At 37.2% G+C, this 24,803-nt stretch carries 19 protein-coding genes; 5 read left to right on the top strand and 14 right to left on the bottom strand.

The genetic code is table 11. From position 1 onward, the window contains the following. Window positions 1-13 precede the first annotated feature (13 nt). The 8 genes from J2Z23_RS12005 to J2Z23_RS12040 all read right to left on the bottom strand — a co-directional run bounded on the left by J2Z23_RS12005 (window position 14) and on the right by J2Z23_RS12040 (window position 12,638). Window positions 14-2,554, bottom strand: coding sequence for a beta-mannosidase (locus J2Z23_RS12005; RefSeq protein ID WP_209974069.1), 2,541 nt, complete (start codon window positions 2,552-2,554; stop codon window positions 14-16). Between the two features lie 107 nt (window positions 2,555-2,661). Next, window positions 2,662-4,056 carry an alpha-L-fucosidase gene (locus J2Z23_RS12010; protein ID WP_057982545.1) on the bottom strand — a complete coding sequence of 465 codons (1,395 nt, stop codon included), beginning with the start codon at window positions 4,054-4,056 and terminating at the stop codon, window positions 2,662-2,664. 208 nt (window positions 4,057-4,264) lie between these two features. Then, entirely contained in the window at window positions 4,265-5,674 is a 1,410-nt protein-coding gene (locus tag J2Z23_RS12015) for a sulfatase family protein (protein WP_209974071.1), read from the bottom strand. A gap of 166 nt (window positions 5,675-5,840) precedes the next feature. After that, on the bottom strand, window positions 5,841-7,451 hold the full coding sequence (locus J2Z23_RS12020) for an extracellular solute-binding protein (RefSeq protein ID WP_057982548.1): 1,611 nt from the start codon (window positions 7,449-7,451) through the stop codon (window positions 5,841-5,843). A gap of 90 nt (window positions 7,452-7,541) precedes the next feature. Further along, the gene (locus J2Z23_RS12025; RefSeq protein WP_205634432.1) at window positions 7,542-8,447 is read right to left on the bottom strand and encodes a carbohydrate ABC transporter permease; all 906 of its coding nucleotides are present in this window, start codon (window positions 8,445-8,447) and stop codon (window positions 7,542-7,544) included. 14 nt (window positions 8,448-8,461) lie between these two features. Then, a complete protein-coding gene (locus tag J2Z23_RS12030) occupies window positions 8,462-9,424 on the bottom strand; it encodes an ABC transporter permease (protein ID WP_057982552.1) in 963 nt (320 codons plus the stop codon). 295 nt (window positions 9,425-9,719) lie between these two features. After that, on the bottom strand, window positions 9,720-11,981 hold the full coding sequence (locus J2Z23_RS12035; RefSeq protein ID WP_209974073.1) for a helix-turn-helix domain-containing protein: 2,262 nt from the start codon (window positions 11,979-11,981) through the stop codon (window positions 9,720-9,722). 21 nt (window positions 11,982-12,002) lie between these two features. Beyond that, window positions 12,003-12,638, bottom strand: a complete 636-nt coding sequence (locus J2Z23_RS12040) for a YesL family protein (RefSeq protein ID WP_209974075.1) — start codon at window positions 12,636-12,638, stop codon at window positions 12,003-12,005. A gap of 182 nt (window positions 12,639-12,820) precedes the next feature. Between J2Z23_RS12040 and J2Z23_RS12045 the strand changes: the two genes are divergently transcribed. The 3 genes from J2Z23_RS12045 to J2Z23_RS12055 all read left to right on the top strand — a co-directional run bounded on the left by J2Z23_RS12045 (window position 12,821) and on the right by J2Z23_RS12055 (window position 17,705). Then, entirely contained in the window at window positions 12,821-14,398 is a 1,578-nt protein-coding gene (locus J2Z23_RS12045; RefSeq protein WP_209974077.1) for an SWIM zinc finger family protein, read from the top strand. Next, window positions 14,388-17,201, top strand: a complete 2,814-nt coding sequence (locus J2Z23_RS12050) for a DEAD/DEAH box helicase (RefSeq protein ID WP_209974079.1) — start codon at window positions 14,388-14,390, stop codon at window positions 17,199-17,201. The genes J2Z23_RS12045 and J2Z23_RS12050 overlap by 11 nt, the downstream gene beginning before the upstream one ends. A gap of 174 nt (window positions 17,202-17,375) precedes the next feature. Continuing rightward, window positions 17,376-17,705: a hypothetical protein gene (locus J2Z23_RS12055; protein WP_057982565.1), complete on the top strand. Its 330-nt coding sequence runs from the start codon at window positions 17,376-17,378 to the stop codon at window positions 17,703-17,705. A gap of 84 nt (window positions 17,706-17,789) precedes the next feature. Here the strand turns inward: J2Z23_RS12055 and J2Z23_RS12060 are convergent, their stop codons facing one another. Both J2Z23_RS12060 and ssb read right to left on the bottom strand, forming a co-directional pair. Beyond that, window positions 17,790-17,948: a hypothetical protein gene (locus J2Z23_RS12060; RefSeq protein WP_209974081.1), complete on the bottom strand. Its 159-nt coding sequence runs from the start codon at window positions 17,946-17,948 to the stop codon at window positions 17,790-17,792. An 87-nt stretch (window positions 17,949-18,035) separates the two neighbouring features. Then, a complete protein-coding gene (gene ssb / locus J2Z23_RS12065; RefSeq protein ID WP_057982567.1) occupies window positions 18,036-18,377 on the bottom strand; it encodes a single-stranded DNA-binding protein in 342 nt (113 codons plus the stop codon). 233 nt (window positions 18,378-18,610) lie between these two features. On the opposite strand from ssb, the gene J2Z23_RS12070 reads away from it, so the two are divergent. Next, entirely contained in the window at window positions 18,611-19,036 is a 426-nt protein-coding gene (locus J2Z23_RS12070; protein ID WP_057982569.1) for a YwpF family protein, read from the top strand. Between the two features lie 662 nt (window positions 19,037-19,698). Here J2Z23_RS12070 and J2Z23_RS12075 read toward each other — a convergent pair. Genes J2Z23_RS12075 through J2Z23_RS12085 form a run of 3 tightly spaced genes read right to left on the bottom strand, consistent with a single transcriptional unit; the run spans window position 19,699 to window position 22,703 of the window. Continuing rightward, on the bottom strand, window positions 19,699-20,685 hold the full coding sequence (locus tag J2Z23_RS12075) for a TIGR03943 family putative permease subunit (protein ID WP_209974084.1): 987 nt from the start codon (window positions 20,683-20,685) through the stop codon (window positions 19,699-19,701). Between the two features lie 9 nt (window positions 20,686-20,694). Next, a complete protein-coding gene (locus J2Z23_RS12080) occupies window positions 20,695-21,696 on the bottom strand; it encodes a permease (RefSeq protein ID WP_209974086.1) in 1,002 nt (333 codons plus the stop codon). A 26-nt stretch (window positions 21,697-21,722) separates the two neighbouring features. Further along, on the bottom strand, window positions 21,723-22,703 hold the full coding sequence (locus J2Z23_RS12085; protein ID WP_057982575.1) for a CobW family GTP-binding protein: 981 nt from the start codon (window positions 22,701-22,703) through the stop codon (window positions 21,723-21,725). 120 nt (window positions 22,704-22,823) lie between these two features. Here J2Z23_RS12085 and J2Z23_RS12090 point away from each other — a divergent pair, with 120 nt between their 5' ends. Further along, window positions 22,824-24,215, top strand: coding sequence for a metal ABC transporter solute-binding protein, Zn/Mn family (locus tag J2Z23_RS12090; protein WP_238482744.1), 1,392 nt, complete (start codon window positions 22,824-22,826; stop codon window positions 24,213-24,215). Between the two features lie 241 nt (window positions 24,216-24,456). Here the strand turns inward: J2Z23_RS12090 and J2Z23_RS12095 are convergent, their stop codons facing one another. Continuing rightward, complete coding sequence (locus J2Z23_RS12095; RefSeq protein WP_057982579.1) at window positions 24,457-24,657, bottom strand: hypothetical protein; 201 nt, start codon at window positions 24,655-24,657, stop codon at window positions 24,457-24,459. Window positions 24,658-24,803 lie beyond the last annotated feature (146 nt).

Consider the following 24,803-nt stretch of genomic DNA (forward strand, 5'->3'; position numbering starts at 1 on the left):
AGCCCAACTGATGTCAGTCTCGCTTTACAAAATCAGCCATGGATTGAACGGTTAAGATCCCTGGGTTTTCTAATACTAAGGCAGACTGACCATTATCCCGTGCCAAAAAGGTAACCTTCTTCGGGATCCCGGGGATTAAATCAAAGTAATTATCTGAGAAAATCCCTTCCCGTTCCGCATCTAGCCAAATATTTTTAGCAAATGTATTCGTTGATACTAAAATTGTGTGATCATCTTCCTTTGGATATTCAATGGAGATCTGTGGTATTTCTAAAAACAAATCTTTCGTTTTGGTAAAATAATGATATTTTTGATCAAGCTGGTGATTAACCGTTTCTAGTGTGGCTTGTAAGACGACATTATTGGGATTGCTTTCTTGTAATATCTTGTTCACTTCAAATATGTCCACTTCTGTCACTGTATTGCTTTTCACCAAAACATCTTTGTTATAGTTCCATAACTCTGTACCTGAAAAATCATATAATGTTAACTGTATTGAGCTCTTGATATCTTGAAGCCTGTCAGAGACAATTTTTAGATTTAGTTGGTCATTTATTTGCTCAACAATGATCACGATATCCCGATAACTATTCTTTGCTGCATATTGCAATGCCTTCCATCTGCCGTAATAATCCATACTGGACCATGAGGCAACAGGCCAACAATCATTCATTTGCCAATAGAGAGTTCCCATACAATAAGGCTTATGCGCACGATGGGCTTCAATGGCCGTCTTGATAGCATCTGCTTGTAAAATATGACTCATATACAAAAATGCCGGAAAGTCTTTTGGTTCTTGATAATATTGCTCCATGTATTCTTTAATGAGTTGGTTGCCACGGCCATTTTTTTGGTGATGGAGCATGACAGGAGAAGCTAACTCTAGCTCTGTTTCTTCCGCATATGTTCTGACTGTTTTTAGCTCTGGAAATGATTGGAAACCATACTCACTCATAAAGCGGCCAACCACTTTTTTATAGTCCTCTAACGGTTTTGAACCATGCCAAACATCCCAATAATGCATATCTCCGCTAGTTGATGTATAGGTTGAATGCTGCCGTTCATCTCCCGTTAATTCACTCATTGGTGAAGATGGCCAATAATCAATTTCTGGCGAATATTCCTCCACAATGTTTGGTAATATCTTGTGAAATATCTCTTCGTAATCAGCCCAAATCTTGTCGCGAATCTCTTGGGAATATGCTTGCTTCCAACCCCAACCAATATTTTCAATATAATGGGCCCAGGCAGAATCCATCTCATTATTGCCACACCATAAGGCAAGCGAAGGATGGCTTCTTAATCTTTTGACATTCTCCTTAGCTTCCCGTTTCACATTAGCTAAAAAGGCTTGGTGTCCGGGATACATACTGCAGGCAAACATAAAATCTTGCCAAACCATAATGCCGTATTCATCACATAATTCATAAAATCTATCATCTTCGTAAATGCCGCCACCCCAAACGCGTAACATATTCATATTGGACTCAGCGGCACTAGCAATTTCATGACGATAACGTTCATAGGTCATGTTTGTTAGAAAGCTATCATTGGGAATATGATTCGCTCCCTTAGCGAAAACAGGAACACCATTCAGTTCAAAATAAAAGCTTTTTCCTACTTCATCTTCTTTCCTTACTAAGCAAATCGTACGCAATCCTGTTCTAATTATCTTCTCAGCAAGCGATTCTTCCGCTTGTAAAAAATTGACCTTAAACTGATAAAGATTAGGTTCTCCAAGACCACGACACCACCATAGCTTTGGATTTTCAAGCGTGAATTCTAGCTCGATCGTCTGATTTCCCTGCTGAACCTGCACTGCTTTTTCCAGTATAAGGCCTTCTGTCTCAAGCCGCAATTTTCCTTGCCACTCTTGCTCTGCCTCTACTCCAATTTCTGCCGTTAATGTAGCCGTTTGACTTGTTAGCTGATCCTGTCGGATAAAAAGATCTGTTATCTGTAATTCCGTCCAGCCTATAATTTGCACTGTTTTCCATATGCCACTCGTGACAAATCTCGGTCCCCAGTCCCAGCCGTAATGATAGGGTGCTTTGCGCGCAAAGATACTAATCCTTTTTTCACCTAATCCCCCATCTTCTGAGTGATCATTTGATGCTGGTAAATCATATCCAAGGCCTTCTAATTTCGGAAGGTCTTCTTTTATTGGAGATCGAAAAGATACAAGCAATTGATTTCCTTGCTTTTTCGCATAAGGTTTTATATCCACTTTCCATGAGCAAAACATATTATCTGCAGATAGAATATGCTGACCATTTAAATAGACATCTGCATAGGTATCCAAGCCTGCAAAGATCATTTCTAAATTTTTTTGCTGGAATAGCTCTTCTGTTAGATCAAAGATCGTTTCATATTCCCAATCTGCTTTATCAATCCATTGGATGTCTAATTCATTTGTTCCATAAAAGGGATCTGCTATTTTATTATTCGCCCATAAATCAGTATGGACACATCCTGGTACTTTCGCTTGAAGCCATTCCCCTTCCCCAGTCTGCCTAAAACGCCAATTATCTGCTAGGTTCATAGAATATTTCATTTGGCTCTCCTCGCTATTTCATTGATCTATCTTTTTAAGATACTTTTGTCATTTACATCTTGGAGAAATTACAATTGATTTACTTTATCTCCATTATTCTCGCCAGCCTATTTAAACCGAAATACATGGGCAATGGGTGCCTGTTTACCTTTTTCCGATTCTGGAAGGGTAATCGTTAAACCTTTTTCCATTTGGGTAAAATCTACCTTCCTAGATCCATCAACCATTTCAATACTATTTACCTTTTCTGTATAAGGAATAAAGATCTCCTGATGTACTGGGGAGTACTCATTTTCATACATATAAAAACAGTAGACAGACTCAGCCTTTTTTGTAAATGCAGTATTCTCTGCAATATAAGGCGCACACATTCTCGTACCATAGACAGCTTCACCATGTACTTGTAACCATGCTCCCATCTCTTTCATCCTTTTGATCGCCCCGCGTGGTAAGCGTCCATCCGGTTGGGCCGCAACATTTAAAGCTAGATTCCCACCTTTGGAAATGACTTCTATTAATAGGTGGATAAGCTCTCTTGTTGATTTATAATCATCTTCATAGCGAAATGAAAAAGCCGATCCCATCGTAATACAACTTTCCCACGGTACATCCATTGGCTGTTTAGGAACTGCTTGTTCAGGGGTAATAATATTTTCATAGGGACCACCTATTAAGCGATCAGCCGATAATAGCCATGGTTGCTTTTCCCGTGCCTTTTCAACTAGCTCTCCTAAACGGATATCTTGTTTGCTTTTCGCTGATACCCATCCTGCATCCAACCAAAGAACCTCAATCCGTCCATAATCTGTTAATAATTCCAGCATTTGCTCATGGGTGAATTGCACGAATTTCTCCCATAATTCAGGATGCTTTTCTGGATCATAAGAAGGTCCCCTCCACATCTCTGTGCCCCGCTCCATATTTGGTGCCCAATATGTCGGTGTATGCCAATCCGCTTTAGAGAAATAGGCGGCGATTGGTAATCCTTTGTCTCGGAATGCATTAAAAGCATGCTTGACAATATCTGCATATTGATGTGTATGGAATGGACAGCTTGGATCGGTTATTTTATAATTTGTTGTCTTTGTATCCCACATGCAAAAGCCATCATGATGCTTAGTCGTAAATAAAAAGTATTTAAAGCCTGCTTCCTTTGCTAACTCGGCCCATTCTTCTGGTTGAAAGCGTACGGGATTAAAGCTTTTATTTAGATCAAAGTATTGACGTTTAAAAACTTCAGGATCTGCTTCCCAATCCACATCTTCTCTTGACCAGTCTGCATCATCATCACTTAATGCCCATGATTCCACCAATCCTAATTGTGAATAGGGGCCCCAATGCATCATAAAGCCAAGCTTTTGATCCTTAAACCATTCCAATTGCTCTAAAAGAGCCGGGTCTTTCGGTTGTATCCACTTTTTTTCACTACTATAGTGGTGGACACCGTTTTCAATTTCCTCATTTTGCTCTGTTTTATCTATTTCATTATGTGTGTTTGTCATTGTTATTCCCCCTGAGACTTTCATTTTACTCTCCTAATTCGTTTATAAAGCAATAGAATGGTCATTCCCTAACTGACAATCTAGTTCTTGAACATGGATGGCATCATTTTAAACAGGCCTAGTAAATTCTATCGTTTCACCGGCAAGTTCTAGGTTTCAACCCTATGATCAAGTTTATATGTTCCTAAACAAACGCTTATGCTGTTTATTAGAAACGCAAATCTTTGAATTGCTCCAAAGCAAGGTCATTATGTTCTTTCATCCAGCTTGCTAGTAACTCCTTCATATTCGAAAGAGTAGCTTGATACTCTTGATTATCTATTTCGTTGCTGAGCTCGTGAGGGTCCTTTTCCAAATCGTATAGTTCATCCGTATCTCCGCAATTAAAAATATATTTCATTTGTCGATGACGGATCATCCGCTGGGGATATAATATCTCAGCAAGACCATTGCCCTCGGTTACAACATGATCTGGCCAATCTTTCACATCTTCATTATGAACAAGCGGGACAAATGATCGGCCATCACGGGATGTTTCCGCTTTATCCGCTCCAGCCCAATCTAAAATACTTGAATAATAATCACAGGTACCTACAAAGCGATCCTCATATTTTGTTTCCATTAATTTTTTCTGTGGCTTCACAATCAATGGAATTCGGCAAGTCTCTTCATACATAAAAAAGTTTTTATCACATAACCCACCATGAATTCCTAAAGACTCTCCATGGTCGGCAGAAAAAATAATAATCGTATTATCGTACAAATCATGCTTTTTCAAGTAGTCGATTAATCGGCCAATTTGCTCATCAATTAGACTCACATTAGCAAAATAATGTTTCACATATGGTTCAAACGTTTTCCAATCAGTAAATTTTGCTCTTTTTACATTATGAATGGCTGGCTTATTTGTCGAATCATCAGCAAAATTCGCCCACGGTTCAATATCGATATCGCGATAGAGATCTAAATGTTTTGTTGGTGCTACATATGGTTCATGAGGTCCCCAAAAATTCAACTGAAAATAAAAAGGGTTCTCTCTTTGCCTGAATTGATCGATATAGTGTATGGCTTGATCGGTTAAAAAGTATTCAACGGTTGTTTCAACAGGAGATACCACTTCTGCTGCCCAATGCCCTTTATAATGTCCCGTTATTTTATTTTCAAGTTTTACTTCTAGTCCTTTTTCTTTTAAATAATGATGATATTGTTCATAACCATGCCCTCCAGCACCATGGCCTGGAAAATCATCTCCCTCATAGCCAACTTCTGTTGGTCCCCAACCTAGATGCCATTTGCCAGTATAACCAACACTATAGTTTTGTTCCTTTAGTTTATTGCTAAGCAAATCGCTCAAATTTGGTAAGCTATCATATTTACATCCTGGTTCTGAAGTGTTATTTCTCATTTCATGATTATGGGGATACAATCCTGTTTGCAGAGAAGCGCGTGCTGGCGTACAAACCGGGCAGCTAGCATATGTATGATTAAAAACAACACTTTCAGCCGCTAAACTGTCAAGATTGGGCGTTTGACATACTTTACCACCATAAGCCTTTAATGTATCCACACGCTGTTGATCCGTTAAAATAAAAAGAATATTGGGCTGTTCACTAGGCATCTGAATTCTCCTTTGCTCTTTCACATAAAATAGTTCCGGAGTAGATATAAAATGAAATAGCAATCAGTGAGAAGATCATTCCTTTCTCACTGATTGTCCATTTCTTCTATCATTTATTATTACGGGATATATTTAGCAATCACCTTGTAAATCTCTCCCTGGAACTTTAATTCTCTTTCCAACGATCATAAGCATCTTGATAAATACTCACATATTCTTCAATATTCATATTCTCGATCGTCTTTACATATTTATCCCAGTTATCTAATGGCTCAACTCCTGTAATGAATTTAGCCTCCATTTGTTCAACATAGGATTTTAAGTCAACCTGGATATTATTAATTTTCTTCTGTTCTTCTTTCGTTAAATATACGAGTGGAAATGGAACTTCCCCAAATGGTTCAATTTTCTCTTTTGTTTCTTTTTCGATGAACTTATCAAACTCTGAGGCTTCTTTCCCCTCTATTGGTCTTTCAAGTGCAGGAGCAGAAATACCATAAGCAGGTGTCAATGTACCACGATAATCTTCCATTGAGTCAAAACCTTCTGGTGGATCTTCTAAAAACACTTTCTCTCCATTTTCCCCTTCTTCCCAAAGATGTCCTGCAGGTCCTTGGTTCAAGAATTCATAACCTTCTTTGGAGTAAAAATAATCAATCCAACGAATACTTGCCTCAGGATATGGATTATTTTTTGTTATCGAGAATGTGCCTCTTTGAATAGCCGGATTTCTTGGTAAAATCGGTTCTGGAGAGACAGAACTTGTTAAAGGATAAAACATCGGATTATTCATAGACTCCTCTTCTGTTTCACCTGTTGTGAAAAAGGAATAGAAATCAGTGAAGGCGCCTAAGCGATTATCTTGTCCCTTCGCCTTTTTTTGTTCGTCCGCTTGTGAAAAAGTTTCTGGATCAAGTAATTTCTCACTATATAATTTATTCATAAATGTTAAATATTCTTTGTAATTATCTGTAATTGGGGTATATCTAACTTTCCCATCAATTTCATCCACGTCCCATTCTTTCATACCAAAGGCAGCAAGTAACCATGGGCGCATTGAGTTCATTTTCACATCTGTCAACGGGATTTCATCTTCTTTTCCATTCCCATTTGGATCTTCATTTTTAAAGCGCTTAAGTAATTCATAAAATTCATCCGTTGTTTTTGGCAATTCTTTCACATCAAGGGCTTCAAGCCATTTGCCATTATACCAAATCGGTCCGATATACCAGGCAGCTGTTGTCAATTCATTAACTGTAGGCAATGAATAAATATGCCCATCAATAGTTGTAACCGACTTTTTAACATCTGGCCTTTCTTCGAATAACTTTTGAATATTAGGTGCATATTCATCAATTAAATCTTCCAATGGGATCAGCATTCCCTGTTCCCCATAGTCAACTTCCATTCCGGCAGTCAAATTATTAGTACCAGCAGCATAAATGATATCCGCAATATCACCACTTGCAAACGCTAAGTTTAGCTTTGTTTGGAAATCACTTAATGGTGGTGTATTATATTTAAAATCTATATTGGTCATTTCCGAGTACTCTTGTAAAGTTGGCATATCTTTCCACTCTGCCAGACCTGTCCCAGGGGCCATCATACTTAAAGTAATGTTTTCTTCTACTATCGGAAATCCTTCTTTATTTACCTCAACCTCTTTTGCTTTCGATGTGGTTGTCTTTTTATCCCCATCTCCTGATGAGGCACAAGCACTTAGAAGAAGTGTCGCTGTTAATACCCCAACCATGGCCAATTTCAATGATCTTCTCATAGATATTTCCCCTTCCATTTTTTCATAATGAATTCTAGCATAATCCTCATTTAGAAGGCTATCACCCCCTTCAAATTTGCTTAATGATTTCTACCCTTTCAATGATCCAATCATAACGCCTTTTACAAAGAAGCGTTGCAAAAATGGGTAGATGATAATAATTGGTAGAGTGGATACAATCATCACTCCATATTTAATAACAGCCGCTAACTGTTGTTTACTATTCATTGCTTCTGCTAAACTACTTGAAATCTCGGTTGAATTAGAAGACATTTCCTGTAATACCAATATTTCTCGTAAAACAAGTTGTAATGGATATAATGCTTTGTCTGATAAATAGATTAATGCGTTAAAATATCCATTCCAGTGACCTACCCCATAGAATAAAGCCATAACCGCTATAATCGGCATTGATAATGGTAAAATAATTTTTGCGAACATCTTGAAATTGGAACAACCATCAATGATAGCTGCCTCTTCTAATTCCTTTGGGATCGAAGTTTGGAAAAACACACGGGCTACAATGATATTCCAGACAGCCGCTGCATTTGGAAGAACCATCGACCATACAGTATCGATTAATCCTAGGTTCTTTACAACTAAGTATGTTGGAATTAAGCCGCCACTAAAAAACATTGTTAGGACAAACATCCCCATTAATAAGCCACGCCCCGCAAAATCCCTGCGCGATAGGGCATATGCCGCTGGAATGGTAACAGCTAAATTAATCACTGTCCCTAACACTGTATAAAAGATCGTATTAAGATACCCTTTCCATATATCAGGATTGTCAAAGATTATTTTATACCCTTCGAAAGTAACGCCTTTAGGTAAAAGCCACATCTCTCCCGAATTTACAGTCGCTGGATCACTAATAGAGGCACTAACAATATAGATTAATGGATAAAGAACGACTCCCATAGCTAATGTTAGAAATACATAATTGAAAAATTTAAATATTTTATCTGTCTTCGTATCTTTTATTACGGATGCCAACTGAATCTACCCCCTTACCAAAGACTGGTTTCACTAGTTTTTTGGGCAATTTTGTTTACGATAATTAATAAAATTGCGTTAATGACAGAATTAAACAGACCAACTGCGGCTGAGAAACTATATTGAGCATTTAATAACCCTGATTCATAAACAAATGTTGCAATCACATTAGAAGATTCTTTATTTAACGGGTTCTGTAAGAGGAGAATTTTTTCGAATCCCATCCCTAAGATATTCCCAACATTCATAATGAGAAGTATGATCATTGTTGGTAAAATAGCAGGAATATTAACATGCCAAATTCGTTGTAATCTCGTTGCCCCGTCCATGATTGCGGCCTCATGATGCTGAGGACTTACACCTGCGAGAGCTGCCAAATAGATGATTGTTCCCCAACCAGTGCTCTGCCATACACCAGACATGACATAGACCGTTTTAAACCATTTTGGATCTTCCATAAATGGAATGGGGTCCATTCCGAATAATCCAATAATATGATTAATCAATCCTGTTGAAGGTGATAAGAAAGAAATAATCATTCCGGAAATAACCACGACGGAAATAAAATGTGGTGCATATGTTACTGTTTGCACAAACCTTTTATATAAGCCATCCTTCGCTTCATTCAAAGCCAAAGCTAAAATAATTGGTAATGGAAAACCAACAATTAATTCATACACACTAATACCTAAAGTATTTTTAAGGAGATCCCAAAAGTAATAGGATTCAAAAAATCGAATAAAATGCTCGAATCCTACCCATTCACTTCCCCAAATACCTAATGTAGGAATAAAATCCTTAAAAGCAATTTGCACTCCATACATTGGTACATAATGGAAAATTAAAAAATATAAAAAGGCTGGTAATACAAATACATATAATTGCCAGTTTTGTAATGACTTACGGAGTTTGGTTGTAATAGACCGACTTCGCAGAGGTACCTTTTGCTGAGTTTCCGATGTTGTATTCAAATCCATCTCTATTCCCCCTTCATCTGAAAGTGCTTTCAATGTATCTCTACTTTATTTTTCATGCTACCTTGTACGCAATATGTCGATTTTAATGTAAGCGATTAACACATTGTTCACCGATTTACTAAAACCCTTATAACACCAAGGGATAGACCATTATCAATATGTCAATTTTAATTATATATGTAGATTTTTCTTAAGCTAAAAGTATAGTAAAGATGGTTATTTTGCGGTTATGAACGTCCTCGTATAATAAAAAATCTCGCTCCTCTTCAGGAAACGAGATTTTCCACCAATTTTATTAGCGATTCAATTTTCGGTACTGCCCTGGTGTAATACCCTCTATTTGCTTAAATCTTCGTGTAAAATTTGCTACATCCTTATAACCAATCTCCATTACTATTTTCTTAATAGGGTAGTCTGTTTCTCTTAATTGCTTCTTTGCTTCTTCCATGCGCAAAGACAATACATATTGCGTGAAAGTCTCTCCTGTTTGTTCTTTAATAAATTTACTTAAATAAGGGACAGATAGATGATAATGATGAGCAATTCCCTCCAAGCTTAAATCATACTGCTTATAATGCTCATTAATATACAATAATAGATCCCTACGTAAACTCTGACTTCTATTTTCCGTTTTATCCTCAACCTGTTGGCAAATTCCCGAAATAATCGGAGTTAATCGTTGCTTTAACTCTTCCACTGAACGGAAATCTCCTAGCTCTTTTACATTATCGAGATTTTCCATCAATTGAAGTTCAATCGCTGTTTTAATAACTGTATTAATAATATCGAAACATATATATTTCAATACTTGTATTGATCCTTCTCCCTCTACTAGACTAGAAAAAATCGTGTCTAACGTCTCCAAAGCGACAACTTGATCTCCCTGTTTCAAACTTTGGGCTAATTTTATTTGGTCTTCCTGTGGATATCCTAACGCTCTTTCGTTCGCAGACCCTAAATCTTCAAAAAACACAAGACTTCCGTGTGGGGAGGCAAACTTATAATCTAATGTTGCCAAGGCCTCAATATAGGAGCGGTTAATATGATTCTTTTTGGTATAACTTGTTCCTACTGCTACGATCAATGCATTGATTGGTGAATGCTGTTGAATATATTGCTGAAGCTCCTCTCCTAGCATCCGCCTTTGCTGCTCAACTTTATTGGCATCTCTTAAACTAATAATAAAAGCTAAACCATTCTGGTAGAGTAAATCAACAGCATTCACCGTTGCATTTGAAAAGCTTATCGTAGACAAAGAATAAAGGACTTGGTCTTTTTTTTCAGTCAGCTCTTTTTCATATTGTTCCTTCTGAAACTCTACAATCGCGACAAAATGCGGACCTTTATTCATCTCCATATTTAAAGCTTGGAGCATGGATTCAATTTCCTGTTCATCCGGAAAGCTTTCGTTTAACATTTTGGTTAATAATTGTTTTTTTGCATATGGCTTTTGCAAATCAACTGTCTCTGATAAGCTCTTATGATCCTTAAAAACTTTCGTAATCGTTTTATGGATCACATCAAGTTCATTCTCGCCTTGCCAATTGTTTCTCCTTCCATTCCCCATTGTAGTCATTTCTAACAGACCCCTTATTGGTCGATATTGCTTTTTCCCTAATAAAATGGCGACAATTAAACCAACAAGGAATAAAATGACCAAAAGCATCATAATAAATGCTTCCCGATGGACAACCCGTTCGAAGAATTGATCTGCATCCATAAGGGTCAAAAAGGTCCACCCACTAACATCGGAAGTTACCGTCGTGAGGGAATATTTTTTTCCGTTCATTTGTATCGTTTGGACACCATGTTTGCTTAATTCCAATTGCTCAATCTGATCAAATGAAACTTCCTTATCTTTTACCGCTGCTACGATCGGCTGGCTCTTTTCATCAAGAATATATGTGTTTCCTTTAAAATCTCCAAGGATATTGTCTATCATATTGGTTAATACAGATTCTTCTACAAAGTACATAACAGCTCCATATGGATGAGGATTATTAGGGGTAATCGGAAAAATAAAAGCGATAATTCGATCTTTCACACTATTTTTCAGTGTTACGTCACCAGCAGGAATTACTAGCGGCTGGGTAGTATGTAATTTCTCCACCATATTTTCTGTAGACCATGAATCAAATCGGTAATTTTTGTTTGTAAGTGTTTCGAAGGTATACAGTCCATTTGAAGAATATATAAACTTCCCTTGGTCATGGAAATAGACAAAAAGCTCATGAATAATCGAACTATTGTCTTTATACTTTTTCAATTCATTCTGTGCTTCTCCACCATAATATCCATGCTTCAACATATAGGGAGTGAGCCTTGGATCATACGCAATCCTCGTAGCCGTATTGCTTAGCTCTTTCATTCGCTCATTTGTCATGTTTTCCACTTGCTCTAATTTGTTTAAATTAGATTGCTCAATTTCTCCCCGCAAACTAGAAACGGAATTATAATAAAGAAATAAACTCATAAATACAAAGGGAATTAAAAAAACAAAGAAATATGAAATGATATATTTATAGATGAGGCTTGATTTACCTTTTCTCCGCAGCATATTTCATTCCCTCATTTCCCATCACGATTTCTTCTCTTCTATTCCATTAAAAGCCCGCATAGCGAACCACATCACAGGATATGCCAGCATGGAAACTCCCATGAATACGTATAAAACTGGAATAAAGATAAAAATGTAATAAAGAATCAATAAACAAAGAATCATTGCAATGGTCTCAAATGGTCTGCTAATCGCAATCAAAAATGCTTGTTTTATATATTGAAAGCCTTTCAATTCATAACGTGCAAAAACAGGAAAGAAATAAAGAACAGTAATAAAATAGAAGAAACAAAGAATAAGTAGAATCATGTGCAAAATGGCCGATTGAATGACTTGTTTGGAAATGGTTACATCCCAATATAAAAAGAGTCCGGTTCCTATGATAATCAAACCATAACCATTTGCTTTTATAAACTGACTTTTATAGCTAGAATAAAAGGTTTGGAAAATCGACTCATCCCTATTTCTTTCAATTGTTTTATGAATAGTAGAAAACAATGCCGCTGTTGCCGGAATAACACCAAAAACACCAATGCCTAAACAGGTAAAAAGCACCCAAAGAATATGTAAATAAATCATCTTTGCCAATCCATCGCCGATCCCATATAACCATTTGAATATACCTGATAGATGTTCCATCTTCTTAATTCCTTTCAAGAACTTTGCTCTAAAAACAATACAATCGCTTTCTTTTTTCCTAAGAGCATTCTAAACTTTTTCCTAAATCAATCATAGAAATAGTTTTTTTCTTTGTCAATGTCGTGGAAGTTTGCGCAAGAATCCCCTCCCTCTTTTTTATTTTCTCAAATCACGGTATAATAGGGATTTGGAGGTTTGCAATGATATATAATCAGGGCTTGTTAAAATCGATACAATCATATAGTGAAGAATTGCAGAATCTGTTGGATCCAAGAACGGAAGTGCATCAAAGATTAGTCCAAAGAGGGATGATGCTATTTCGGGAGCAGAATGTGTATAATGTCAAGTTCAGCCATAAAAAGATGGTCGGGAATGTACGTGATGTAAGTACTGTTGCTGTTGAGCTCTATTTTGATGAGATGGAAAGAAATACATGTTCTTGTCCTGAGGCGGGCATATGTCGTCATCAACTCGCCCTTTTTTTTGCGATTTTAAGTAAAGCTCAGAATATTTTTACTTGGACTCAGGAATGGAAGGCTCACTGGGAAGTAGAGGATATTCTTTCTAGTTTAAAACGTGGCTCAGATCTCTTACAGCAGCCATCACCAAATCCGGAGAGTGGTCCGTCACAATGGGTCAAGCGTATTCAGCAAGCTTATTCTAATGTTCCTCCACAAAATATTTATCAATTACAGGAATGGGCACGGACTCGTTATCAACGATTACTTGGACTCGCACCGATTGAACGGGAATGGCGGCCGTTATTCCAACTGTTCGCTGCTTTTGAATCCTTAATTATGCTCGACTCCATTGCCACAAATTCTGAAAAAATGGAAGAAATGTCATTTTTTGCGGAAAAAATGGTAGAAGAAGCAAAAGAAGCGATCATGACTTTGTCAGCAACTGCCTCTCCATTTGCTTTTGATGAATATTTGGATTATTTGCGAAGCAATAGTATCCGTTTATTAGAAACTGAGACAGCTTTTGATGCTAGTTTTACTCTAATGTATTTACTAATTTGGACATCACTTTTTAGAAAGAAACACGAAAGAGCGGAAGAATGGAATCAGCTCCAAAATCATAGTGATCTTGCTCAGCCGCGAATTCAAATCGGACTTATTCATTTATCGATTTTATTAGAAAAAGATGAATTGGCTTTACAGAGAATAAAGAATTATGGAGCGAATATTGCCCCATATTTGTTGAGTTGTTTTGAGTGGCTACCGAAGGAACGAATTTCACCTTTGATTCCTGAATTTATTCGCCAAATTGAGCAGTATGTAGCAAGCTTAACTTTGCCACATGAAAAAATTCACTTTACACGCACTTTATACGAAACAATGGATGAAGAAACATTAACTAAAATAGATGCTTCCTTGATCGAAAGATTATACACAACTTTATTACCTTATAGTCGCTTTCGTTATAATGAATACTTACTAAATAAACAGGATTATCGAAAATGGGTAGCCCTTCAAGTTTATATGGGGGATACGATTGATTTCATTGATCGTGCCACCCTTGACTTGGTTGCCAAGCAAGATCCTGTTGCCATTAAACCACTTTATCATGCCGCGGTTATTGAACAAATTGACCTACGTAACCGGGATTCATATAAAAAAGCCGTACGTTACTTAAAGAAATTACGCACCGTTTATCGAAAGGAAAAGAATTTAGATCAGTGGGAATTTTATTTATCCACTTTATTAAAGAAGACGAAACGTTTACGTGCCTTTCAAGAAGAGTGCCGGAAAGGAAAGTTAGTTCATGAAGAATAATGATCAATTACAACTGCATATCCGACCACTCGCTTCTGATAGCTTCTTCCTTTATGCCGAAAATCAACAAGGAGAGTCTATGGATACCTCCTATTGGCAATCTAATCTTTTTCTTTGGCATGAGGAAAGCTTTTATGGTTCTTTCTTAAATAGAGAAACCCATAATCATATAGAAGGCATTAGACTTAATAGTTATGAACTTTTGAGCCTACTTGGAAGAGAGAGCTTTAGCCCCTTTATTCATTGGATTTGGGAGGAACCTGAAGAAGCTCTATTAAATGTTGCTCCGATTATTCTTGAAGCCATTCATAGTGGCAATTGGAATCCTTACTTTTCTGAAGAGGAAGAAGCCTTATTTACATGGAAGGTTCCTTCTCTTGTATGGGATGAGTTTCAGGAAAGCTTTTGGGAACAAACATTATTTGGTGAATCTATTCAGTCCTTTATTCCAAAGCTTTATCATTATGCCTTAACCCATTATCTTGAGAAGGGGCTGCATCATCCTCGTCTAGCGGAAAAGTTAGCAGCTTTACATGAAAGTCCATTTACAGCCGCAGAATTAAATACTTATTTTGATGAAGAAAAATGGAAAGAATGGGCTAATCTTTCTGAAGAGAAACTTCCCTTCTCGATTGGGCTACGTCTATTAGAACCTGATACTGATGAAGAACCTTGGGGATTAGAAACCGTTCTTCGTGATCTAAAAGATCCGGATAAAGTCTATGCAACCTATGAAAAAATCCCCAAACGCTGGCAGCCTTATTTGGCAGAAGTAGCAAAAGAGGAAAAACGTTGGATTCAGCTATTTCCTTGGTTAGAAGGTGAAACAGGCCTCACAGAGACCCTTGAAGAAACAGCTGCTTGGGATTTTCTCACAGAGGCAAGTGAGAAATTGCTTTCACTTGGTGTAGATATTCTTCTACCAAGTTGGTGGGAAGCCATGCGGGAAGCGAATTTAACCGTCAAAGCTCGAGTGAAACAAACAGCTACCCAATATCGACCTTCCTTTGTTGGATTAGATGCCATGCTTAATTTTAATTGGCGTTTTTCCATGAATGGGGCTGACCTATCAGAGGAAGAATTTCAGAAACTTGTTCAAGAACAACGCCGTCTCGTTAAAGTTCGCGGTCGTTGGGTGAAACTGGATCCGAAAATGATTGCCCATCTTCAAGCATTAATGTCGCAAGCCAAAAAAGAAGGCTTGCGCATGCAGGATATTTTTGCGATGGAAGCTGAAGAAGAACTGGCTGCAACACCTGAAGATGACTTCGACCCACGTGCCTTTGCGCAAATCAAAATTGAACTAAATCAATCACTCAAAAAAATGCTCAAACAGCTTCATACATTAGATGAAATTCCATCTATTAAGATTTCGAATCAATTATTGGGCGAGTTACGTCCTTATCAAAAGCTTGGCGTTGACTGGCTTGCTTTTCTGCGGCAATTTGGCTTTGGTGCTTGCTTAGCGGATGATATGGGCTTAGGAAAAACGATTCAACTTATTGCTTATTTACTCCATGTTAAAAACAATCATCTAAGTAAGGAACCTGCTCTCATTATTTGCCCAACAACTGTGTTGGGAAATTGGCAACGTGAATTAGAGAAGTTTGCACCAAGTCTAAATGTGGTTCTTCATTATGGACCCAATCGTCCAAAGGAAGCTGCTTTCTCACAGAGTATTCAAAATGCTGATGTCGTTCTAACCAGTTATGGCTTAACCCATCTTGATTACGATGAGTTTTCGACGGTGAATTGGGGCACTATTGCCTTAGATGAAGCACAGAATATTAAAAATGCTGAAACAAAGCAATCCCGAGCCATTCGAAAATTAACAGGTGTACATCATATCGCTCTAACAGGGACACCGATGGAAAATCGTTTGGCTGAATTATGGTCCATCTTTGATTTTATTAATCATGGCTATTTGGGAACCTTTGGCCAATTTCAAAAGAAATATATTTCTCCGATTGAAAAGGACAATTCTGAAAGAAAGATTAAGGAATTGCAACGCCTGATTAAACCCTTTTTATTAAGAAGAACGAAAAGGGACCCAGAGGTGGAATTGAATCTACCGGAAAAGCTAGAACAAAAAGAATACTGTGCCTTAACAGCTGAGCAAGCTGCTTTGTATGAGGACTTAGTCCAAGAAACCTTTTCAAAAATTGAAACGTTAAGCTTTTTTGAGCGTAAGGGATTGATTTTACAAATGTTAAACAGATTAAAGCAATTATGCAATCATCCTGCGCTTTACTTAAAAGAAGCTCAACCTGAAAATGTTCTGGACCGTTCCAATAAGATTAAGACATTGGTTGGATTAGCAGATTCCATCGTGGAAAGAGGAGAGGCAGGGATTATATTCACTCAATATATTCAAATGGGTGAAATGATTCGTCAGCTTCTACAAGAGCGGTTTTCGATCGAGGTTCCATTCTTAAACGGAAGCATGCCTAAAGCAAAGAGAGACGAATTTGTGGCCCGTTTTCAAGCAGGTGAATATCCTTTCTTTCTATTATCCTTAAAGGCGGGTGGAACGGGATTAAACTTAACAGCGGCCAATCATGTGATCCATTATGATCGCTGGTGGAACCCAGCTGTTGAAAATCAAGCTACTGACCGTGCCTATCGAATTGGTCAAGACCGTTTTGTTCATGTCCATAAATTTATTACAACAGGAACATTGGAAGAACGTATTGATATGATGTTAGAGAAAAAGCAAGCTCTTAACGAAGAAATTATTCGCAGTGATCAATGGGTAACAGAATTATCAAATGATGAACTGCGTTCTTTATTATCGCTAGCTTAATAAGAAAAGCGCAAGACGCCCCTCTACCGTCGACAAGCACATATTCTGAAATAAAGAAAGGCGCTTTGTGCCCTTATTGGCTCAGATTATTTCGTGGAACATGTCCATACCGCTGGACTCGATCTTGCGAGCCTCTCGGGGCTGAAAGCTGAATCCAGAAAGGAGATCTTTCCTATGTCTAGTGATTCCATGAACCAAGAGAAAATGACTGAGTTTTTAAGTTTATTAAAGGATAGAGACAAACAATTTCAAGAAGAAAGGCAACAATTACGCGCAGATTTTCTCGTCCGAGGAATCTGTGATAAAGAAGTGGATGGACTATTAGAAGATCCATCCTTATTCCCAAAAACGTGGTTACCAAGGCATTTGCAGTGGGATGCGATATGTGCAGCTGAGGAAGACCTCCCACACCTTATATCGGAAGCTGAAAAGCTTTTATATGGAAAGCTTTCGGGTAGCATAGATTATACTCAAGTAAAGAACTTAATCTCAAAAATCCATTAAGAAAAAGGCTGTACCATTCCACTTGGTACAGCCTTTAAAATGAGGAAAAAACGAGGAGCAATAATTGGCACAGATGGAGAAAGTTTATTGTGCCATTTCTCTCTCTAAATTGAGGGTGGAATCTGGGGAACTCTTTATGACTGGTTTCTGTAGGAGATTTTCTAGGTAATCCACTCTATTCCTTAATTCATATAACTCACGATTGGCTTTCCCTAACATAAGAATAAGATCACCAACCATCATTTCAACCGAATGCTTTCCTTTTTCACTAATCAGATATTCACCTCCAACTATATTATTCTTAATAAAATTCAGATTATAATCTGCCCATTAAAAGGCATTTTCCTCTTTCGATTTTTTATCCATAAACTTTACTGATTCAGCCAATACCTCTGTAACATAAACTCGCTTTCCATCTTGATTTTCATAATTTCTTGTTTGGATCCTCCCTGTAATACCAATTAGCGAACCTTTGGTACAAAACTTTGAAGTGTTTTCCGCGGTTTTTCCCCATAAAGTACAAAGGACAAAATCTGCATCATACTCTCCTTGAGCATTTTTAAAAATTCGATTGAGGGCAATCGTCACATTCAGTACAGCTTTTCCTTCCATTGTATAGCGAAGACTAGGCTCTTTTGTTAATCGCCCAACCAGAGTCACCTGATTAATCACCATTTCCCCTCCTTTTTCGACAAGTTACTCATATCATAACGGACATTTTTTCTCTCGTAAAATCAGAAAAATTTGATTTTATCGTCTGTTTTTTATTGAAATACAACTATTTCATGTCCCAAAATCCGATTTTATCTTTCAATTTGAATTGAAAAATCGCTTTTTACAAAGTTTTTAAAAAAATGAAAAGATCATGCTATAATTTTAGGTAAGGCCGAACTGGAGGGATAAAAATGAAAAGCTTTAAAATTATAGCTCTTCAACTAATCAAGCAACAACAAACCGTTGAAATTCCTTTAACAGATGGATTGGTCATTAATATGGAAAGTGAAGATGGCGATTGGATTATCGAGACTTATATTGATAAAAGTTTTAAACAGGAATTCCAAGAGAAGCTTGATGAAAAGGAAACTTTTGAAATTAGAGTCGTCATTACCCATCCAGGGAATGATCCTGCCCCCTTTACTGTCCAAGTTCATTCTATTCAAGATTTGGATCAGCATATTAGTGTATTATTAAAGGGCAAATTAAGCAAAAAGCGAATTGAATACTTGGAATTAATGTTAGGTGAATTAATTAAGGAAGGGTATAAAGGCGAAGCATTACGAACAGAATTTAAAAATCGGATGAAGACACACCAAAAAAGTAAGCAATCATAATCTCTAGCCAGCAGGTATTTCAAAACCGAAAGCATAATTTTGATTGATTTTATACCTCAGTATTAAATTTTAGCGTAGGTTCCACTCTCTGAATTTCAATTTATCCAAACAACTTTCAAGACAAGCAATATATAGATTTAGTAGATCAAAATTCAGTAACTCTTGCGAGAAGTAAAACATTGGCACGGTGGAGCCTAAGATGAATTTTCGCCAAGTGTGTTTATAGAAATAAAAGTAGGTATGATCTTTTATAGATTTTTTGGCTTTTCAGCGTCTTTTTAAAAAGAAAAGGTGAGCCTCCCATATGTTTGGGACTCACCCCCTTCCATCTCGGGTAGGTTATATACTCCGAAGCTGGGACATAATTAAAATATTAAGTGTCAAACGATGCATGACTATAGCGCAAGAAATATACGTAGACTCCTGCTGGAAGTAACCAATGCCGAAACTAGAACATCGTGTTCGTCGAAAAGGCATTGGTGAGATTCCCGTGTGCGACTTTAGGATAGCAGGCTAAAACCGCGGCATCCTGTCACCTGGGGAAAGCGAAATATATTTTCAGAGCGGATGACATGCACTTAGTCGTTCAGTTTTTCGTTAGTGAAAACACTTTTGTCCTAGCCTCTAACAATTTGCCTCTTCTTTAGAAAGCTTTAGGATCATTACTCTAATAACTGAGTATATATTTCATATACATAGGGATTCTCTGGTTGTTCGATTTTCTCTATCTTTGTGATGCGCAGAAATGGAAGCTCCCAACCATCCAATTGAGTTGTTTCTAGTACTCCAGTTGCCTTTACCCATTGATCAACTTCCAATGTCGAAGCTTCTGGAGTTGCGGCCATCATTCCATAGACCGAAGCATCAGCTACACAGCATGATACAGCAAATCGAGCAACAACAAATTGATCTTCTTCAAGGTCCGGTTCCCTGTAAACAAATCCGTTAATTTCTAGTTCTTTTCCAATAAAAGACTGGGGATCGGAATGCAAACGATCCATTATAGCAAGATAGCGTTTTTCATCTACGTTAATTTTTTCACTGTTCGCAAGCTCCCCTGCTAACTGATCCATCTCTTCGGGTGTCATAATGACTACATCATTATTCTCTAGACCACTTTCTTGTCCAGCTGACGATCCTAGATTTTGGTCAACACCCTGCTCTTCGACTTTTTTATCTAAGTTTTCCATATATTTTTCTGGATCTTGCAAATATTCTTCCGCCAAGGATGTATCCATATTTTCCTGCACTTCAGGAGGTTTCGTATAAAGTCCAGATCCATACTTTATTCCCCTGTTTGCAGCAACAGAACTATCTAAAACCGTATTAGGAAATAATAGACCTGTTAAAACTGGAAAGATAAACAATGTGTAGACAAAGAGCGAACGGAGAAAAGAATTTCCTTGATTATGAATAAATCCACAGCTACAATATACATCTTCAATTTTTCCCGATGTTGCCCGCCAAATTTGAATTACTCCTAGTATAAATAAAACGGCCACAGAGAAATATGCAAATGGAACCATCTTAGGGGCGATAAAATAGTGAATATTACCGGTTACAATTAATTTAAAAATTAATAGGAAAAAACCGATTAGAATAATTCCCTGAAACAAAATATGATAACTAAAATCTCCTCTGTTTTGCATTAGCACACCTCACATATACATTTGATAACCTAAAATAATTAGATAAACAGATATTGTGACAATAATCATAAATCCAATAACAAACCTAGCTCGAAAATAGGCAAATAGCATAATCGTATTCTTTAAATCTAACATCGGGCCATATATTAAAAAGGCTAGCAAGGATCCAGGAGAAAAGGTATGAGCAAATGAGGAGGCGACAAACGCATCTGCTTCCGAACATAAAGATAATAAATAGCCAAGCCCCATCATGACTAACGGGGAGGTTACATCATTGGTCCCTAATTGAGTTAGTACATCTCGATCCAAATAAGTTTGAAATAAGCTAGCAATAAGAGCACCAATAATTAAATACTTCCCCATATCAAAAAACTCATCACTTGCATGGTAAAAGGTAGATTTTAGTTTATTTGTTTTGATTTCTCCTGCCCCTGTTGCCCTGTTCACTAACTCATTACTTGTCCATTTTAATTGGTTCCGATTTTTATAAAGCAAGAAAGTGATTAAACCAATGATCATAGCAAGACCGAAAGCCAAACCCATTCGTGCATAAGCGATATACGGGGTCGATTGAAAAGCATAATAGGTGGATGCAAAAACAATCGGATTTAAAATAGGTGCTCCCACAATAAAAATAACTCCAACATGTAATGGCATGCCTTTTTTCATCAATCTTCTTACAACTGGTATTATGGCACATTCACATACAGGAAAGATCGCACTCACAATTGTTGCAGGAATAATGGCCAGCAAAGGATTCTTGGGTATAAACCTTTGCACCATTTCCTCTGATAAAAAGGTTTGAATCAAAGCTGAAACAAATACTCCAATCAAAACAAAGGGAAGGGCTTCTAAGACAATACTTAAAAAAATCGTGTTTACGTTTAACAAGGATTTCGGAACAGTCTCTGCTATATTCGTAAGATCTGCAAATAAAAATATTAATATTAGTAGCCCCATTAGGACGATCCCGATTCCATCTTTTAACCAGCCATTTTCTTGTGCACGCATCTTTACACTCCTGTCTTTTAGTATTTTTACTGGGTTATTAATTTCTTATAGGATTGTTGAATCTGGATTTCTTCAATTCCGATACCAATCAAAATGATAACAGGCTCGCGCGCTAAAGAGGGCGGTACTGGGGCTAATGCCATCTTTTTTGCTGCATATTGGAAACTGAAGAGATCATTCGTTCCTTCCAGCTTAATAAATCCCTTTCCACGTAATACAGAGTCAGGCAATTCCTTTAACCATTTCTCTAGCTTCCTTTGATTCAAGACAGGGAGATCTTCTAGTTTAATAGCTTTCACACCAGAGTGATGGTGATGTGCATGCTCCACTGGTAATCGATTATCAAGAAGGATGGATTGAATTCGTTGTTCAAATAAAATCTTCGGTGTTACTTGTCCATATGCGCATTCCATTATCATCTTATTATCTCCAGCTATTTTCATTATCTTTTGTCTCAGCTTTTTCAATTTTTCACTTGGAACAATATCTGTTTTATTAAGCACTAGTAAGCTACCACAAACAATCTGCTCCTTTAGCAAACGACGAACTTCACCAGAACTTGAAAAAACACTTTGATATTCTAAATAATGACTTGCATCTATGACCGTAATAATAGACATCAATTTAAATTTATCTAAATAAGGAGAGGTTAGGAGAACCTCTTGAATCTCAAGAGGATTAGCAACACCAGTCCCTTCAATAAATAAAACATCTATTGGCTGGCGTTCGATCTCAGAAATAAGGTCATCCATCGTTTCTTTTAAATCATCTTGAATCGTACAACAAATACAGCCATTTAATAATTCATATACTTTTTCGTTTTCAAATAAATGGCTTTCAACATTGGCTTCCCCTAATTCATTTAAGATGATCCCTGGCTTCCATCCCTGTTGTTTACAATATTGAAGCATATGTAGTAATACGGTGGTTTTTCCGCTTCCTAAAAAACCGCTTAACACATAAACAGGAATTTTTTTACTAGTTTTTATACCTTTTTCTACATTCAATTACCTCTCCACCCTTTTGTTTTCCTAAATTTTTTTCCATTACGTAAAAAAAGTACTTGCCAATTTGATTTTTTTATTATACCATACAAATCGTAATGATTACGATTTTACAAGAAATGAATGAAAAATAAAGCTTTTTCCATCATTACATATGAAGATCTTGATCCTCCTACAGAACTGAATATTTTCATTAGCAAAGTAGAATCTACAAATCGTAATGGTTACTATTTACTTTATATTTATTCTATTAGAAAGGAGAAAATTACACTTATTTTTGTTCAATTAAAGAAAGGAAGGTTATGTATGAAAAAAAGCTCTATCTTTTTAACTCTCTTTTTATTAATCTCTATTTTTCTTAGTGGTTGTCAAACAGCCTCTTCTAGTAAAACAGAAGTGGCAAATAATGAAGAGCAACCTTTGGCGGTGTTTACGACGATATTTACAATAGAGGATTTCACAAAAAAAATTGGGGGAAATCATGTTCAGGTAGAAAGTGTCTATCCAGCCGGAGCGGATGCCCATACCTTTGAACCCACGATGAAAAAGATGATGGAAATAGCGGATGCTGATTTATTTATTTTTAATGGGGCTGGTCTAGAACCTTTCATTGATAAGACGAAGGACATTTTTACAAAGGAAAACGTCACTTTAGTAGAAGCTTCACAAGGAGTCGAATTATTGCAGGGAGACGATCATGGACATGATCACGGTGGTGATGAACATGAGCATAGTGATGAGCATGACCATGGTGACGAGAACGAGCTTAGCGATGAGCATGACAACGGTGACGAGAGCGAGCTTAGTGATGAGCATGATCACGGTGACGAGAGCGAGCTTAGCGATGAGCATGATCACGGTGACGAGAGCGAGCTTAGTGATGAGCATGATCACGGTGACGAGAGCGAGCTTAGCGATGAGCATGATCACGGTGACGAGAACGAGCAAGAGAACAGTGATGGACATGATGAACACGGACATCACCACCATGACCAGGATCCCCATATTTGGTTAGATCCTTATCATGCAATGAGTATGGCAGAAAATATAAAAAACGCTCTAATAGATGCAATGCCTTCTGCTAAAGAGGATTTTGAAGAAAACTATCAAAGCTTGCAGGAGGAATTAAAGAATTTAGATGAAGAGTTAAAAGAAACAATAGATTCATCCGAACATCCAGAAATATTAGTTTCCCATGCTTCTTACGGATATTGGGAGCATCGCTATGGCCTTAAGCAAATTAGTATTTCGGGTTTAAACCCTGAAAATGAACCTTCTCAAAAGCAATTGCAAACGATTGTGAAAACAGTGGCTGAACATGATATTACCTATATCGTATATGATCAAACGCCAATCACTAAAGTAGCTGATGTCGTAAAAAAGGAAACAGGAGCCACGCCTGTAACACTTCATAATTTAGAATATATAACTGAAGATGATCTGAACAATCATGAAGATTATTTTAGTATTATGGAAGCAAATATCCAAACCTTGCAAAAAATTCTAAAACCATAAATTTACGTATTCACTTTCTGCTTTTACTTATCTATGGGGCGTCAAGCTATGGCAAAGTGGACGCCCCTTTTACCTGTATTAAAGATCCGATTTCTTGGAAGTCTCTCAAAGCTTTGTCATTACATTGACTAGAATCAATTTCATAATAGAATTTTAGCACGTAATCCGAGCAACATTGATTTACACAAACACGTATTGGCCGATGACCTTGCTTGTCGCTATATGCTCTGTGACACGATCATCACCCAGGAGTCGCGACCTTTTGATTAAACCATATAGGTACATAGTTAAAAATAATCATCCAAATGACACCTAATATCGCCATAACTTGTAATTGTCTTTGGGAGATAAGATCCTTTCCTAATTTAGCGATTTTGTACCTTTTATTTGGATTCAAGACATAGGAGTTTGCTTTCTTTGTTTGTTCTGGGTTCATTTTCATCCCGTTCCCACCTTAAACGTAAACGATGTATTTATCTTAATGAAAAGAGACTTTAATTATAAGCACTTAAATTTTGAGTAAGGGAGCAGATTTTTGGATGGACTTAAATTGGGAGTTAACAAACGTGAATACCTTCACAATAATTC

Origin of the sequence: Lederbergia galactosidilytica, from assembly GCF_017873565.1 — a bacterium.
GTDB lineage: Bacteria > Bacillota > Bacilli > Bacillales > Bacillaceae_C > Lederbergia > Lederbergia galactosidilytica.